4 protein-coding genes are annotated in these 18,579 nt (G+C 45.1%); all 4 read left to right on the forward strand.

All coding sequences use genetic code 11. The features are described from left to right. Nucleotides 1-105: 105 nt before the first annotated feature. The 4 genes from Q0A08_RS01110 (at nt 106) to Q0A08_RS01125 (ending at nt 18,573) form a co-directional block, all read left to right on the forward strand. Complete coding sequence (locus tag Q0A08_RS01110) at nt 106-1,089, forward strand: TauD/TfdA family dioxygenase (RefSeq protein WP_438464299.1); 984 nt, start codon at nt 106-108, stop codon at nt 1,087-1,089. Between the two features lie 113 nt (nt 1,090-1,202). Continuing rightward, entirely contained in the window at nt 1,203-3,347 is a 2,145-nt protein-coding gene (locus Q0A08_RS01115) for an AMP-binding protein (RefSeq protein ID WP_438464300.1), read from the forward strand. Between the two features lie 2 nt (nt 3,348-3,349). Continuing rightward, nucleotides 3,350-8,551 (forward strand): amino acid adenylation domain-containing protein, encoded by a 5,202-nt coding sequence (locus tag Q0A08_RS01120; RefSeq protein WP_438464301.1) that lies wholly within the window; start codon nt 3,350-3,352, stop codon nt 8,549-8,551. A 38-nt stretch (nt 8,552-8,589) separates the two neighbouring features. After that, on the forward strand, nt 8,590-18,573 hold the full coding sequence (locus Q0A08_RS01125) for an amino acid adenylation domain-containing protein (protein WP_438464302.1): 9,984 nt from the start codon (nt 8,590-8,592) through the stop codon (nt 18,571-18,573). Nucleotides 18,574-18,579: the final 6 nt, after the last annotated feature.

Here is an 18,579-nt window from a genome sequence, read left to right on the forward strand (position 1 = left end):
CATAAATTGTGTATGATCGCCTCCTAATATCCACTTATATGCTGGTACATAGCAAAGTAGCTGAAGTGTTTGTGAAAATATTTTTTAGATTTGTAGGGTTTTTTGATGCTAATTCAGAAAGAAGAAATTGTTGAGAGCAGTGTGTCTACTCGTCAGTTGGAAGGTCAAGGTCTCTTGCCGCTTGTAATTGAACCTAAAGCAAAAGTGAACTGGCGTGCTTGTTTTGCCGATATTAAAGAAGTGATTGATGCTCAGCTAGAAAAAGTGGGTGGTGTTTTATTGCGCGGATTCAAAGTTTCTGATGAAAAAGATTTTCAAGCGTTTGCGAAAGCCTTTGGTGAAGAGCTTTTAAGTTACGACTATGCCTCGACACCGCGCAGTAATGTGGAAGGCAAGGTTTATACCTCAACAGAATACCCTGCTCACCAAGTGATCCCCTTGCATAATGAACAAGCTTATACCTTGAGTTGGCCAATGAGAATTTGGTTCTGCTCATTGAAAGTGGCAGAAGAGGGTGGCGAAACGCCAATTGCTGATAGTCGACAAATTTATAATTTAATTGATCCAGACATTCGTGCCCGCTTTGAACAGAAGAAACTTATGTATGTTCGCAATTATGGTAATGGTCTGGATTTGCCGTGGGAAAAAGCCTTCAACACGGAAAGTAAGGCACAAGTTGAGTCCTTTTGTATAGAAAACCAAATCGAATTTGAATGGTTAAGTGATGATGAGTTGCGTACTCGTCAAATCTGCCAAGCCACTATGTCTCACCCAAGAACAGGTGAAAAAGTCTGGTTTAACCAAGCGCACCTTTTCCACGTCTCAAATTTACAGCCCCATGTGCGTGAAACTCTTATCTCTATTGTGGGTGAAGAGAACCTGCCACGTAATGTTTATTACGGTGATGGCACTGCCATTGATGAAAAAGATCTAGACCATGTGCGCCAAGTAATGGACGACTGCGAGGTGAAATTTTTGTGGGAAGAAGGTGACGTCATGATGCTGGATAACATGTTAACAGCCCATGCGCGAGGCACCTTTAAAGGCGATCGAAAAGTGGTTGTGGCTATGGCTGAGTCTAATCAGTAAACCAGTAGACGACGAATTTCATCCTAAATCTAAATATTTAAAGTCCAAATTGTCAGGGCACTAACGTCATTTAAAAGCGACCTCTAAAGAGAGGAGGTCGTAGGAGAGCTTTCATGGGTCAGGATTATCTGATTGATACCCCTTCTTATTCAAATCTTATCGAACTGTTGGAGCACCAAGTGCGCTCGAATGGTCATAAAACCTGTTTTACCTTGCTGGCGAATGGATCTGATGTCGCTGAAACGATTAGTTATACCGAATTAAGTACCCGTGCGCGTGCCATGGCTGTTGAGTTGAGGGCGTTTTCTGACCCAGGCGATCGAGCTATGTTGTTAATGCCAAATGGTATCGATTACATAGTGGGCTTTTTTGGCTGTATATATGCTGGGCTTATTGCTGTGACTGCCTATGCTCCGCAACAGCGTCGTCGTGATTGGGGCCGTTTGAGTAGTATTTTGAAAGATTCAGATGCAAGCCTCGCGCTTTGTAGTGCTGAACACCAAGATCAGGTGAAAGCTTGGTTAGAAGAGTGTGATCAAAACTGTCAGCAATTTGTAGTGGGTGAAGAGAAAAGCGAGTCAGCAGAGCAATGGGTCATGCCAAACATTCATGCTGAGAGTGTGGCTTATCTACAATACAGCTCTGGTTCAACCGGTTCACCAAAAGGTGTGATGCTGGGGCACGGTAATTTAATACACAATACCGCGTTAATCGTTCAAGAGTTCTCAATGACTGAAACCACAAATGTGGTGACTTGGCTGCCTATGTATCATGACATGGGTTTTGTTGGTGGTGTTTTAGCGCCTATGTGTGCTGGAACCTCTGTATGGTTGCTGCTCCCGCCTGTTGTTTTGCAAGCGCCATTCCTTTGGCTTAAGGCTATTTCTGATTATAAAGCGGTTGTAAGTGGTGGGCCGAACTTTATCTATGAGCATTGTGTTGCACGAGTCAGTGAAGAGCAAAAACAGGCACTAGATTTAAGTCATTGGCGTTTTGCAGCAAATGGTGCTGAGCCAATTCATACAGCGACTTTGGAAAAGTTCAACCAAGCTTTTGCTGAATGTGGGCTGTCTGCAAATACACTAAAGCCTTGTTATGGCATGGCAGAGACCTGCTTGTTTGTCACTACTACAGCCAGCGATCAGCCGAGTCGAAGTGTTCAACTTGATAAGGTCGAGTTGCAAAAAGGTAAGCTGGTAAGAGCAAATGTTACTCACTCAAACGATGACGCCTTGTTGGATGAGCTGGTGGTTGTGCCTTCTTCTGGTCGTTTGAATGACCAAATGTCTGTTTGCATTGTTGACCCTGACACTAAGCAAGTGCTTGCAGATGACTGGGTAGGTGAAATTTGGATTCGCGGTGGTAGCGTAGCACAAGGTTATTGGAACAAGCCTGAAGTGAATGCCGAGGTATTCAATAATGAAGTGCTTTGTGATCCACAAACTACCAAAGATGTTGCTGAAAATAACGGAGGCTATTTACGTTCAGGTGATCTTGGTTTCATTCTAGATGGCTGGCTTTATGTCAGTGGTCGTGCAAAAGAAGTTGTCATAGTGAATGGTCGAAATCTTTATCCTCAAGATATTGAAGCAAGCGTACAGGCGGTTGATGAAGGCCTAGCACCACATGGTGGTGCTGTGTTCCAAACAACAGATAATCAAGTTGTCTTGGTGCAAGAAGTCACTCGCCAAGGTATGCGCAGCAAAAACTTTGAAGAAACTATTTTAAGCATTCGCCAAGCGGTTGCTGAAGAGTATGAAATTAGCTTATCTGCTGTTGTGTTAATCAAACCTGTGTCATTGGCAAAAACGACATCGGGTAAAATTCAGCGCCTTAAAAACCGCGATTTGTACGAACAAGGTGCCTTAAATGCCGTAGCGCAATGGCAGAAAGATGGCGAAGCAGAAAATACTAATAAAGAGAAGGTGTCTGATGAACCTGAGTTGAAATCAGGTGATGCAGAATCGATTTCTCACTGGATGTGTTATTGGATTGCACAGCGTTTGCAGGTTGCTATTGAGGATGTGAATCCGGAGCAAAAGCTAGCTGGAACAGGGCTTGATTCGGTTGATTCAATGACATTAACTCACGAGCTTTCTCAACGACTGAATCTTGATCTATCAGCGGAATTAATTTGGCAATACCCGACCACCAAGGCGTTGGCAGCATACCTTGCATCGACACCGGTTATTTCCAAGACTCAGGAAGTGGATCTAGATGCAAATGAAGAAGAATGCCTGCTTGAGGGAGAGATTTAATTATGACCTCTCAAAAAAACAGCCAAACCGCCTTTCCACTACTTAGAGAGTGTTGGTTAAAAGGCGTCACCTTAACGCTAAACCAAGGTAAGTTAACCTTTAAAGCTGCAAAAGGCGTGATGGATCAAGCTCTGCTTGCTCAAATACGGACTAATAAAGCGCTTATTATTGAGGCGCTAACTCAGCAGCCAGATTATTTTGCGCCTAGACCCTTAGGGCTTAATGAGAAATCCCTTTGGTTCTTATATCGCATGGCGCCTGAGAGTTCTGCTTATAACATGGCCTACGCAATCAAGCTGAATAGCCGTGTAACTCTTGAGGCAGTTCAACAAGCCTTTGTTGAATTATTAAAACGTCATCCTATTTTGTCTAGTGCGTATGGGGAACGAGATGGGGACCCTGTTCAATGGTTGGCAACGTCAGATAGCCAGCAGGGTATAGAAGGCAAAGAAAATAGCGAAAATAGTCATAGCCTGTCTGTACTGTCGTTAAATAATGCCAACCAAAAGCAAATTAATGGCTGGGTTTCCCGTGAAGCGGACAAGGCTTTAAAGCTGGATGAGGGTCAGGTGTGCCGTGGTGCGTTACTGGCCAATACCCTAGGTGACGAGCAACATCTTTACTTAACCATGGTGATTCACCATATCGCTGCGGACTTTATGTCATTTGAAGTCTTGCGTCAGGAGCTTGTGCAACTTTTAGGCGGTCAAAGCATTGAGCAGCTGGACGTCCAGCCTGTTGAAAGCACAAGTTATCGTGACTGGTGTGCCAAGCAGCAACAAAGTGTATTAACAGGTGAAGCGACAGAGCAATTTTGGCTAGCGCAATTGGCCGACTTGCCGCAACTTAATTTACCAACAGACTTCCCGCACAGTGCTAAAACAGGCTCAGATGGGGAAGAGATTCAATTTAATTTGACTAAATCCCAAGGGGCGCAATTACGACAGCAATGTCGTCAATTGGAAGTGACGCCTTATGTTTGGTTTATGTCTGCGTTTCAATGGTTTATGGGGCGTTTATCTGGCCAAGATGATTTTATTATTGGTACCCCAAGTTCTGGTCGATTGTCCTCAGAAGATGCTCGACTAGTCGGGTATTTGGTTAACCCATTAGCCCTAAGGTGTCGACCTGATTTACTTCAGGGTTTTGATGCTTGGGTCGCGCAAGTTGATGAACAAACACAGCAGGTAATGAGGCATCAAGGATACCCATTTTCTGCCTTGATCGAAAAGTTAGACGTGAAGCGTGAAGCTGGTCGATCACCTGTTTTCCAGCATATGTTTACTCTAAACCACGAGAGACCAGAAGCAGGCATGCAAGGCATCGTGGAAGCTGAGCTGCTAGCGGAGCAGCGTGGTGCTGCCCATGATTTGAACCTAGTCGTTGTCGATAATCGCACCGGTTTTCTTGGAAAATGGCGTTACAACAATAGTTTATATCGCCGTGAAACTGTTGAAAGTATTCGTGATAGCTTTATCCATTTTATCAATCAGCTGCTGACAGATGTGTCACAACCTTTGGCGTCTTTGGATTTAGCAAGCACAGAGACGGCTTCGGTATTAGTTGGTGAAACACTTGCTCCAGTGACAAGCACAGCATGGAATGCATTTGCAAACATTGCTCAAACACGGCCAGATAATATTGCTCTAAAAAATGAAAGTCAGTCCCTGAGTTATGCTGACTTGATGCAAAAGGTCGATCTTGTTGCTGTGTTTTTGCAGCAAAAAGGGATTAACTCCGGCAAGCGTGTTGGTATTTGTTTAGAACGCAGTGTTGAGCAGATCGTCGCTATGTTGGCTTGTTGGCGTGTAGGGGCGACCTATGTAGCGATGGATCACAAGTGGCCTGATAGTCGATTGCAGTTTATCTGCCAAGATGCAGAGTTAGTGCTTGTGGTGGGCCATGATGAAGGTGCTTTTGAGCATTCAGACTCACAAAGCACAGAAAATACAGAGACTCCAAGTTGGTTGCCAGAAGCGTGTCTTTGGGTAAATCAGTCTACGTTCTCTTCTGAATACGCTATTTCTTCTCAATCTACTCTTTCTTCTCAAGAGAGGGGTGATCTTTCGCAAACAGACGCTTTGGCTCAAAGCCAGCTTCCGGGTGAAAAGGATGTGGCTTATGTGATTTACACCTCAGGCTCTACTGGGCAGCCTAAAGGGGTAGAAGTTAGCCAATCTAACTTGATTCACTATGTCACAGGTGTGTTGGATCGTTTGCAATTGTCTGAGAAAACAAGCTTAGCGTCCCTTGCCAGCAATGGTGCTGATCTTGGTTATACCGCCATTTACGGGGCATTATTGAGTGGCCGAACACTGCGTTTGTTAGCAGAAGATTTAGCCTTTGATGCAGAAGCGCTGGCAGAGGAGTTAGCTGAGTCTCCAGTGGATTGCCTTAAGATTGTCCCTTCTCATTTAAATGGCATCTTGTTGGCAACAGAGCGTTCAGAGTGGTTGCCAAATGAGGCTTTGATTCTTGGTGGTGAAGCCATATCCCCAGAGCTTGTTGCTAAGGCTTCCATTCGCAACAAGACCATGTCTATTTTTAATCACTATGGCCCGACAGAAACGACTATTGGCGTCGTGGCTAAAAAACTTGATCTATTTGATGAAGGTATCGCTCTAGGGCGACCTTTAGCCAACGTAGAAACACGGGTTGTTGATGCCTGTGGTCGAGTTGTGCCACAAGGTTTCGCAGGTGAATTAGAAGTCTCTGGTCCGACCTTAGCAAATGGCTATCTTGGACAAGCAGAATTAACCAAAGAGCGCTTCCATCAGGTCGATGGAAAGTCTTGGTATCGTACGGGTGATAGGGTGAAGCAAGTGGGTGAAGCGCTTTACTTTATTGGTCGTAGCGACTTTCAAGTCAAGATTCGAGGCTATCGTGTTGAACCAGGCGAAGTTGAAGCTTGGTTAAAGCAACATCTTGATGATGCTGTCGTACTGAATGTGCCTGATGAAAGACAAAATAATCGACTCGTCACTTATATTGTTGCTAGTGAAGGTAAAGGTAAAGGTAAGGCTTCTTCTGTCAATGAGAAGCTGAATTCTCTTAAAGCTAATATGTTGTCTGAATTGCCGGACTATATGGTGCCTGCTGTTTGGATTCCGTTAGAGCGTTTGCCTCTTTTAGGAAACGGCAAGCTTGATCGCAAAGCCCTGCCTGATGCAGACGCTTATATTGAAAAGGCCAATCTAGTTGAGTCTAATCCCAGTGAGAGTACAGCGCTGACACCTACAGAAAGTGCTTTACTAACTATCTGGCAAACCCTGTTAGGTAAGCCAGCGCTGACCATACATGATAACTTTTTTGCAAATGGTGGCGACTCGATTCTAGGCTTGCAGATTATTGCCAAGGCGAAAAAAGAAGACATCACCCTAACGCCTAAAGCCATTTTTGAGCATCAAACTGTCGCTGAACTTGCCTTGGTAGCAAAAACACCCGAAAAACCAGAAAACAAGCTGGAAAAGGCTTTACTTGAAATTGCTAAAGAGGTGTTAGGGAAGTCAAACCTCACCGCAAAAGATAATTTTTTTGCGGTCGGTGGTGATTCAATACTGAGCTTGCAGATCATAGCGAAAGCCAAAGCCGCTGGTATTGCACTAACACCTAAGCAGGTGTTTGAACATCAAACAATGGCGGAGCTCGCGCTTGCGGCACAAGAGGCAAATACCGCTAAGGCTTCATCAAATAAAGCTGAAACAAGTTCGAAAGAAATTATTCTTCCTAGTGAGCCATTTGCGCTTACCCCAATACAAGCATGGTTTTTTGAGCAGCAAAGCGAGACACCACAGGAAAGTTTATCCCATTGGAATCAGTCGCTTCTGCTTGACGCTAGTATCGACTTAGATTTAGTCGCTTTACGTGCAGCCACACTGAAATTGGTAGAGCGTCACCCAAGCTTACGTTTGGCATTCTCTAAAGGGTCAGAGCAATCCTTTGAAAACTGGCAGCAGATTTATCAGCCGATTGAGTCAAACTGGGGAGAGCGTTTAGTTCAAGAATATGATGGCGAAGATGTTAACGCAGAGGATGTAAATAATTCTGTGCTGGCCTCACTGCAATCTGATTTTAAACTCGACCAAGCGCCTCTTGTTAAATTTGTGTGGCTGTCAAAATCTAAGCAACTGTTATGTGCTGCTCATCACTTGATTATGGATGCGGTCAGTTGGCAGGTATTGCTACAAGATCTTCATGCTTATTATAAAGCAGCGTTAACTAACCAGTCTGACGCTTTATCTGCAACAGATGTGGCGCGTTTCGACCAGTGGCAAGATTACCTAACTGAGCGAGCAAGCCAGCTGGATGTGGAGGCGGCTACTGCTTATTGGTCATCTCAGATTCAAACTGAGTTGCCGCAAGTGGATGCCAATAATACTTATCAAAATAGCCAACAGCTTAGCCTTAGTTTAAGCCAAGAGCTTACACATAAATTGCTAGGTGATGCCAATGTGGCTTACAAAACCCGTGTGCAGGAATTATTACTGACAGCCTTGGCAAAAGTGCTAGGGCAATGGCAGCAATTGCCAGACGTGACCATAGAGCTTGAAGGACATGGACGAGAGTCTGGTGACAGCGATTTGGATTTATCCACCAGTATTGGTTGGTTTACGAGTCGCTTCCCGCAGAAACTATCTGCCGTAGTGGATTGGGAATCTGCATTGATTCACAACAAAGAGCAACTGCGCCGCCTACCGGATAAAGGCTTGGAATATGGCCTATTAAGGTATTTAAGCCTCTCTGGCTATGGTACAGACACTGGCTCTCAAGAAGCAGCAGCCAAGCCAAGCTTTAAGCAAACCTTTAATGAGAGAAGTCACAGTTTTGTGTCCTTTAACTATTTAGGGCAGCAAGACGGATTAGCGGGGGATAGCCCATTCTCATTATCCACGCCTTTATGTCCTGGCATGAAAGCCGCGACGGCACTACGACCTCATGTTTTAGATATTAATGCTGTGATCTTGTCGGGTGAGTTACATCTTGAATGGACTTACCCAGCATCAAATCAACAGGGAAATAGCGAAAACAGCCATGACCTTTATGCCTGTGTGCCTGATATTGCCGAGAACTATATGAATGAATTGGTCTTGCTGATTGAGCATTGCTGCCACCCAAATACGGGTCGTGCGACGGCCGTAGACTTTCCTGACGCTGACATCACAGACGCGGAATTTATTGATTTACTTGCAGAATTGGAGGCCTGAGAGCGAAAGCTCTCATAAGACTGACTATGAAGAACCTAATGACTTCAATTTCTCATGCATCACCAGAAATGAATGCTTTGTCGAATAAAATTGAATCGATTTACCCACTTGCCCCTATGCAAGAAGGCTTGTTATTTCATACCTTGATGAACCCTGAACAAGGTATGTATCTACTGCAATATCGCCACGTTATGGAGATGGAATCTCTTGATTTTGAGGCGTTTCAGCGAGCTTGGAATGCGGTAGTACAACGTCACGAACTGCTTAGAACGGCATTTGTTTGGAAACAGCAAAAGCGTCCCTTACAAGTTGTTTTTAAAGAGGTAGACCTGCCAGTTGAGTTAATGGATTGGCGTGGTGTGAGTGAACAAGAGCAGCAGCAAAAGTTAGAAGCGCTGTTAGCTCAAGAAAGACAAGACGAATTGGATTTTAACAAGGCGCCGATTATGCGAGTGCGTCTTATTCAGTTAGATGAAAATCGCTATCAGTTTGTCCGTAGCTATCACCATATCTTAATGGATGCTTGGTGCTTCTCATTAATCATGATGGACTTTTTGACCTACTACCGTGCTTTTGCAAAAGGGGAGCAGGTAACACTACCAAAGCCACGCCCTTATCAAGACTTTATTCGCTGGCTACGTGAACAACCTGCTGATACCCATAAAGGTTTTTGGCAGCAAAGGCTCGCTGGTTTTGATGTGCCTACCTCTCTTGGTATCCGTGAGCCTAAGCAATATTTAGAGGCTGATTCTGTTGTTGACCTTGTCGAGCATCTAAGTGTTGACGACACCGCTAAACTACAAGCTTTAGCGGCACAAAATAAAGTGACGCTTAATACCCTAATACAGGGTGCTTGGGCGTTATTGCTAAACCGATACAGTGGTGAGCAAGACCTGCTTTTTGGTGTGACTGTGGCAGGTCGTCCTACGCATATGGAAGGCATTGAATCCATTGTTGGCTTGTTTATTAATACTTTGCCGCTTCGTTGGAATGTTAGACCAACCGCGTCTTTAGGTGAATGGCTGCGTGCCTTACAAACTGAAAACCTTGCTTTGCGTGAGCATGAAACCAGCTCCTTGGCTGATATTCAACAATGGAGCGATGTTGAGGGGCAGGATCTATTTCAAAGTTTGTTCGTATTTGAGAACGCCCCAATGGATGCGGGTTTGAGTCAGGAAAACCTTGAGTTTATCGTCCAAAATGCGACTAACAGAACCCATACTAACTACCCAATTACTGTGGTGATTATTCCTGGTGAGTCTTTGCATTTGCAATTGACCTATCAAGGGCAAGACTTCTCCCATGATGCAGTAAGTATCATGTTGGGCCACTTTAAAACCCTATTGCTGTCTATGTTGACGCTTGATTCAAAGGCGACTTTGAGCCAATTGCCTATGTTACAAGCCGAAGAAGTTGAGCAGCAAAAACTATGGTCTGAAGGAGATAAGTTTGATTTGGGCGAGAGCTATATCGAGCGTTTTGATGCGCAAGTTAAAGCTAATCCAAATAAAGTCGTCGTCAGTGATGGTGAAACGACACTGACCTATGCGTCATTGAATCAGTGCGTTAATGCCTTGGCTCAAAAGCTAGTTCAGCAAGGTGTCAAAGTCGATAGTGTGGTTGCTCTGTTAGGCGAGCGTAATAGCGATTTTCTGGTCATGATCTTAGCGGTACTAAGATCGGGTGCTGCGTATTTACCACTCGATCCTAGTCATCCATCATTGCGTATTGCTCAAGTCTTAAAGCAAAGCCGATCAAGCTTGGTATTGGCAAATCCTCAGTTTGAAGGCTTGGCTCTAGAAGCTTTGGCAGAATGTGCTCTTGATGCCGATAAGCCGAGAGTCGCAACCTATGAGGCAGGAGAATGGTCTACAAGCTATGATGCGCCTGCTGGCTATGAAGTTTCTTCTAGCTGCGAATTGGCTTTTGATTCTGCTAAAACGCCAGATTACAAACTGGCTGGGCAAAACCTAGCCTATGTTATTTTTACATCAGGTTCTACTGGAACACCAAAAGGTGCCATGGTGACCCGAAATGGCATGTTGAATAACATGCTGGGTAAATTTGCGCCTTTGCAATTAACCGATCAGGATGTCATTGCTCAAACTGCCTCTCAATGTTTTGACATTTCTGTCTGGCAGTTTTTGATTGCGCCTATTCTTGGGGCAAGGGTCGAAATTTTGCCCGACTGTATAAGCCAAGACCCTGCTCGATTAGTCACTGAAATTGATCGTCGTGGTATCACCGTGTTAGAACCAGTGCCAGCCTTAATTCAAGGCATGCTCGCTACTGAAACACCAGACTCTAAGTCGTCTTTATCGACACTAAGATGGGTTTTACCGACAGGGGAAGCTTTACCGCCCGTATTGGCTCAGCAATGGATAGAGCAATATCCTGCTATTCCTTTAATGAATGCCTATGGCCCCGCTGAGTGTTCAGACGATGTTGCCTTTTATCCTATTGTGGATCGCCTTAGTGACCAAATACTGCATGTGCCAATTGGTTCTGCAACAGCGAATAACCGTCTTTATTTATTAAGCCCTGAACTTGAGTTGGTGCCAATCGGAGCGATTGGCGAAATTTACGTGGCAGGTACGGGTATTGGCCGTGGTTATCTTAATGAGCCTGAGCGTACCGCGGGTGTTTTCCTACCGAATCCGTTTTCGAATAATGGCGAGCGTATATATCGTACGGGTGATCTTGCCCGTTACTTAGCAGATGGGAGTTTGCAATATGTAGGGCGAGTTGATTATCAGGTTAAAGTTCGTGGCTATCGTATTGAGTTAGGTGAAATTGAGTCTAGATTGGCTCAGCATCCGGATGTTGATGAAGTGGTATTGCTTGCAGCGAATGATAAAAAGCGCGGTAAGGTGCTGGTGGCATACATAGCGGGTGAAACACTAAATACTGTAACAAAAGAGCAGCATGAGCAAAATAACTGGAGCGAGCTGCGTGATTTTGTGGCCCAAGGTTTACCTGATTACATGGTACCGAGTGCTTTTGTTTGCTTGCCAAAACTCCCTCGTAATAACAACGGTAAAGTCGATCGTAAGCAGCTACCGGATGTGGACTTTAACAAGCAGTTAGGGGCAGGCTATGTTGCGCCTAAAACGGATTTACAAGTGTCCTTATGTGAAACTTGGCAATCCTTGCTTGGCTTGGATCGCATTGGCATCCATGACAACTTCTTTGAGCTGGGTGGGCACTCCTTATTGGCCACTCAAATGGCAGGACAATTAACGCGCTTATTGAGCCGTGAAGTGCCCCTTCGAAGTATTTTTGAGCAGCCGACAATTGCCTTACTGGCGAGCTGGATTGATGCGAATGAGGGGAAAAATGCACTGCCACCGCTGAAATCGGCCCAAGAAAATAGCACGTCATCCAGCCAAAATGAGAAGGCGAAACTCTCTTGGTCTCAACAACGCATGTGGTTCCTACAGCAATTGGACCCAGAAAGTGCCGCTTACAATTTACCAGCCGCGATTCGAGTTCATAAAACGGCTGAAGGCAAAAAACTCAGTGTGACTGTGGCTGAGCAAGCCCTGAATAGTATTATTTCTCAGCATGATATTCTGAGAACTCACTTTGTCGTTGAGCAGGGTGAACCTGTTCAGGTGATTTCACCAAAGGGCGACATTTCAATTTCTGTATCGCACCTAGAAACACAGGATGACATTTTATCTGAATCTGCAGTCTTAGAGAAAGCATTAAAAGCGGATGCCATGAAGCCGTTTTCTCTGGATCAAGGTCCTTTATTACGTGTGAGTTTGTATGAGCTTGAGCACAGTCAAGTGCTGACATTTAACTGTCATCATATTATCGCTGATGCTTGGTCTTTGCGTCTCTTGGTTGACCAATTCTGCAAAATTTACCAATCCATAGTGAATGACCAAGCCGTTGCTTTGTCCACACCAGAATTACAATACTCAGACTATGCATTTTGGCAAAGAGACTTGATGGACGAGGGCCATTTAGAATCGCAACTAGATTACTGGAAGACACTGCTTAAGCCAAAAGCGCAGTCAACGTCTGATGAGTCGTTAGCACTGCCTGTTTTATCCCTTAGTAGCGACTATCCAAGACCAGAGCAGCCAAGTGGTGAAGGCAAACGTTATGTGACCACCTTGTCAGCGGATATTGCTCAAAAACTGACTGACTTTGATCGCGCAGCAGGGCGTAGCCATTTTGCCTCTACCATGGCGGCATTCCAGTTGCTATTAGGTGCTTACAGTGGTCAAAAAGATATTCTGATTGGCGTGCCAGTGGCTAACCGTCACCATGCACAGACACAAGACATATTTGGCTGCTTCATTAATACCTTGGTACAGCGTGCTGATCTGACGGCGACTCAAAGTGTTGAGCAGTTAATTGAATCGATTGTCGAGCAGGCGCAACAAGCCCAAGCGAATCAAGACTTGCCATTCGATTATTTGATTGACCAGTTGGGCGTTGATCGTCAGACAAGCTATAACCCGCTATTTCAATCCATGTTTAATTACCTGTCTGGTAAGGCGCTAGATCAATTAGATCTGGGTGGCCTTGAGGTAGACGCCATAGATAACCGTCCAGACACGGCATTATGTGACTTCAAACTGGATGTACAGGCCCATGAAGGGTCATTCAATTTAAGCTTTGAATACAGTACTGAGTTGTTCCATCCAGATACGGTGATTCGTATGGCCAATGACTTTGAGCGTATTTTGGAATGGATGCTTGAGAATCCAGTGTCTGAACTGGCTCAGATGGATTTATGGCAACCGACTGCTGCTGAGATATTAGACGTTGAGTCGACTCCTAAGGCCAAGCGTGTTTTGAGCCAGTTTGCAGAGCAGGTTAGAAATCAGCCTGATGCCATTGGTGTTCAAGGTGGGGAGGCAGGCTCGAACTCTCTTACTTATGCTGCACTTGATAGGCATAGTGATCGTTTAGCGATTCAGTTACAGAAATCAGGCATCAAACAAGGTGATCGAATCGCTCTTTGTGTCGATAGAGATCAACAAATGTTAGTGTGTATCTTGGCGGTGCTTAAAACCGGTGCTGCCTATGTGCCGATTGAGCCTGAATGGCCGGCAGATCGTATGGCCTATGTTTTGGCGCACTCAAGCCCAGCACTCTGTTTTGTGAATGGAGCATATCAAAGCAAGGTAACAGAGCTTCAGCCTGAGTTAGCTTGTTTGGCTATAGGTGCTGACACTTGGGTTGAATTAGCCAATGATGATAGCGATAGCCAAGTAACGGCAGAACAATCTCTTGTTTATACAGATAAGCCAGATCAACTGGCTTATATTCTGTACACCTCAGGGTCAACAGGGCGACCTAAAGGGGTGGAGATCAGTATCGATAATCTTGCGCATTTATGTCGTGAGTTATCTGGTCGCGTTCCGCTTTCAGCTAAGGACAAGGTACTGTCTCTGACAACCTATTGCTTTGATATTTCCATTGTTGAGCTCTTGTATCCATTGACGCAGGGCGCCAGCATCTTGGTTGCATCCAATGAACAAGCTAAAGATCCTCGTCTCTTGGATCAGTTACTTGATGCGTCTGCAAATCACACCCCTGTCAGCTTAATGCAAGCAACACCTGCCACTTGGAGTATGTTGTTAGCTCGCTCTCGTCGCTCCCTTGATGGGGTGACGGCAATTGCTGGTGGTGAAGCCTTGAGTGCAGAACTAGGGCGTCAAATTTTGATGCGTGGCGCAAAGCTGATTAATGGCTATGGCCCGACAGAAGTGACGGTTTATTCTACCTTCCATCCTGTCACACTTGCTGATTGTGATGGTGCAACAGCGAGTGCAACGCTACCAATCGGTAAGGCAGTAAAAGGGTTATCTGCCCATGTTTTAGATGGATCAATGCGTTCTGTGCCTGTGGGTGTAACCGGTGAGCTTTATTTGAGTGGGGACGGTGTGGGTCTTGGTTATCATAAGGCCGCTGATTTAACCGAAAAAGCCTTTGTTGCTAATCCCTATAGCGCTGCATTTGCTGGACATGAACGTTTCTATAAGACAGGTGATTTAGTGAGTCGTCGACTTGATGGCACGTTAGATTATCTAGGACGAAATGACTTCCAAGTGAAATTGCGTGGATTCAGGATTGAGCTAGGTGAAATAGAAGCCTTGTTGCCTCAACTTGATGGTGTCGATAATGCGGTTGTTTTATTAGAGGGTGAGGGTGATCAAGCAAAATTAGTCGCTTATTGGAGCGGTGAGCAAGACGAATCTACTGTCTTGCGCGAACATCTTGCCAAGAGTCTGCCTGAATATATGGTGCCTACTTTGTGGCAATGGTTAGAAGTCTTACCACAAAACGCCAATGGCAAGTTAGACCGAGCAGCACTAAAGGCTTTGGCTCTTCCGAGTTTGGCGAGTGCGCAGTCTCAAACCGGCGAGCGAACAGTCCCTCAAAGTCTTTGGGAAAAACGTCTTGCGGGCATATGGAATCAGGTCTTGTTGGGTCGTACTGATGAGCTTGTTGATAAGACTCTTGATAATAGCAGTGAGCAAATGGACATTGCCCGTGAAGATAATTTCTTCTCGCTCGGTGGTCATTCCCTATTAGCTGCACGTATTGTGGCGGCTTTGGCAGAAGACTTTGCGGTGGATGTGCCGCTTCGTAGCCTATTTGAAAAGCCGACATTAATGGCTCTAGCGGCAGAGATTGAGCTGCTTGAGCAGTCGACAGATGATAGCCGACCTTTCATTATCCCGTCTCGTAAGATGGCTGAAGCATCATCAGGCGCGAACCTGTTTCCTATGCATGCGACGCAAAAACGTCTTTGGTTTTTAGAAAAGTTCAGCGGTGCAAGCCGAGCTTATCAGCTGACTTTATCTTTAAGAGTGAAAGGTAAGCTTAATTTAACCGCCCTACGACAGGCGCTAGCCGTATTAATGTCAAAGCAAAATAGCCTGCGTACTATTTTTGTAGAGCAAGACGGCGACTTGTATCAAGAAGTGCTTGCTGGCACAGAGACTTGTCATCTTATGGTACCGCTCAATGTGCATACTCTTGATTCGACCTTGTTTGAACAGACGAATGAGACATTGTTGGTGGATACTTTGCGTGATTTATCTAATCAGGCATTTACCCCAGAAGAAAAGCCACCATGGCGTTTAGACGTGCTTGAATCTGAGCAAGGCGAAGAGCATGTTTTACAGCTGTGTATGCACCATTTGATTGCTGATGCTTGGTCTTTAAAAGTCTTCTTTGATGAGTTGCAGGCTTTGTATTCTGACTCAGTGGCGGATGTACTCAATATTGAAGAGCGTGAATCACTGCCTTATCAATTTGGTGATTATGCAAGCTGGTGGCAAGGTTCAGAAACCCGTAACACGCTTCAGCAGCAGCTTAACTATTGGAAAGAGAAACTAGCAGGCGAGCAGCCGTTATTGGACTTGCCGACGGACTTCCCTCGACCAAAACAGTTGAGTTCTGAAGGTCAGCGTTATCGTTTCAAGTTACCTGAGATTCTGGTGGCTCAGCTAAAGCAGCAAAGTTCACAACGTCAGGTGACAGCCTTTGTTCCTTTACTTAATGCATGGCAGTTATTGCTGTCTCGTTACAGTGGCCAAGATGATATTCAGATTGGTATCCCAGTGGCGAATCGTCAACAGGCTTATAGCGGTAAATTAATTGGCTATTTTGCCTCTACCCAAGTGATTAAAGCACCACTTGCGTTACAGGATAGTGTGGAAACAAGCTGGGAGCGTCTACAGCAAACTCTGACAGAGGCACAGCAAAATCAGGATCTTCCTTTTGAACAGCTGGTTGAAGCACTTGATTTACCAAGAGATAACGGCCGTGCACCTTTGTTCCAGTCTCTATTTAACCTGATTCAATTAGACTCAGATTCTCACTTTGCTGGCTTCACCACTGAACGAATCAAGTTAGATGAAGGCACAGCGTTGAGTGAAATCGGAATGCAGATTGAGCAAGGCCAGAGTGAACAAGGTAAGAGTGAATGGTTCTGCGTGTTGGAATACAGCAGCGAATTATTCCTGCAAGACACCATGGCGCGTTACGCTAGCCACTATCTAAACCTGTTGAAAGGAATGCTGTCTGAGCCGCAAAAACGCTTATGTCAAATAGAGATATTGTCCGAATCAGATGGCCATTTAAATGGCAATTTAGATGAGACGTTAGGACAAGGCTTTAATGATACAAGCGGTGAGCTGAAAGACGATTATGATTTGGTCCGTCGTTTCGAATCACAGGTGGAAAGCACGCCAGAGGCGATCGCTATTCGCTTCCATGATGAATCTATGAGTTATCGTCGCTTAAATTCTGAGGTTAACCAACTTGCTCATTATCTGATGGATAAAGGGGTAGGGGCAGAGCAAAAAGTGGCTATCTTGCTTGATCGTGGCCCGCTAGTGGTGATTGCTCATCTAGCTGTATTAAAGGCTGGGGGGGCTTATGTTCCACTTGATCCTGCTCAACCTGCAGAAAGGCTGAGTTATATCTGTCAGCATGCAAAACCTAGTTTGTTAATCACTCAGAAAGAAAACAGTGGTTTGGTTGACTCCAGTGTTGATGTACTTTCTCTGAACTCCCTTCCTAGTGAAGGTGGTTTAGCCTTCAATCAAGAAAGTGTTTTGATCAATCATGATTGGAATCTAAACCCATCTAGAAGCATTCACTATAGCCAATTAGCCTATGTGATTTACACCTCGGGCTCTACGGGTAAGCCTAAAGGGGTGGCTATTAGTCGAGGTAACTTAGCGAACTTTCTTCATGGTATGGGACAAAAAATCGCCATTTCTGAAACGGATTCTTGGTTGGCGGTGACGACTACCTCATTTGATATTAGTGCCCTCGAAATCTACTTACCGCTATTAGAAGGTGCGACGCTCTTGTTAGCTGATAGCCAGCAAACTATGGACGTTGATGCTTTGTTTGAGTTGCTCAGTCAAGCCACAGTTTTTCAGGCGACGCCGACAAGTTGGCAAATGCTATTGACCAAGAATGACGCTGTTTGGCCAGCATTGAAAGGCATTGTTGGAGGAGAGGCAGTACCTAACTATCTGGCCAAAAAGCTGATGGAAAAAGGTGTCACTCTAGTCAATGCCTATGGGCCAACTGAAACCACAATATGGTCAACGACTCTTCCGTTCAACGAGAAAGGTGCTGTTGAAAAGGGCATAAGCGAAGACGGTGTGGCTGCCATTGGTACGCCTATTCTGAATAACCGCTGTTACATATTGGATGATCATTTGCAGCCTGTGCCACTTGGTGCAACCGGTGAGTTGTATATAGCGGGTGAAGGTGTGGCACGTGGTTATCAAAATGCCCCAGATCTTACTGCGAGCGTCTTTATGCCAGACCCATTTAGCCAAGATGGTTCACGTTTATATAAAACGGGCGATCTTGTGCGTCTTGGTGTGAATGGCGTGCTTGAATACATTGGTCGTAGTGATTTTCAGATTAAGGTTCGTGGCTTCCGTATCGAGCTTGGTGAGATTGAAAACAGCTTGCGCAAATTTGAGGGCGTGTCGGAGGCTGTTGTCGTTGCAGATGATAAACAGCGTTTAGTGGCCTTCCTGCAAGCACAAGAAAGCATCTCCAGCCTAACCATGCGTGAACGATTAGAGGCTGAGCTACCTGCTTACATGGTGCCTTACCAGTGTGTTTGTGTGAGTGAGTTTGCCCTTAACAGTAACGGTAAAATTGATCGTAAAGCGTTGACTTCTCAAGCCTCAGAACTTGAGTTTCAAAGCACATCAAATATGGCGCAAAGCCGCGCGCTAGAAGGGGATGTTGAACACCGTCTTGCTGATATTTGGCAGGCATTACTTGGCACCTCACCAAGAGCAGAAGATAGCTTCTTTGCACTAGGTGGTCACTCTTTACTGGCTATGCAAATGATCGCGAAAGTGGAAGCTGAGTTTGGCATTCGTTTGGCACTGCAATCCCTTTTTGAGAAACCGACAATTGCTGCATTAGCAGAACAAATTACTGGCTCTGATGAGCAACAAGATGATGAGCTGGACTTTATGGATCAGTTGCTCAGTGAATTTGAAGATTAGGAATAC

The sequence above is a fragment of the Marinomonas sp. PE14-40 genome, assembly GCF_051623805.1.
In the GTDB taxonomy this organism is placed as follows: Bacteria; Pseudomonadota; Gammaproteobacteria; order Pseudomonadales; family Marinomonadaceae; genus Marinomonas.

Coding starts and splice junctions, on each gene's coding strand:
- Q0A08_RS01110 (WP_438464299.1), top strand. CDS start 106: ATGCTAATTCAGAAAGAAGAAATTGTTGAGAGCAGTGTGTCTACTCGT.
- Q0A08_RS01115 (WP_438464300.1), top strand. CDS start 1,203: ATGGGTCAGGATTATCTGATTGATACCCCTTCTTATTCAAATCTTATC.
- Q0A08_RS01120 (WP_438464301.1), top strand. CDS start 3,350: ATGACCTCTCAAAAAAACAGCCAAACCGCCTTTCCACTACTTAGAGAG.
- Q0A08_RS01125 (WP_438464302.1), top strand. CDS start 8,590: ATGACTTCAATTTCTCATGCATCACCAGAAATGAATGCTTTGTCGAAT.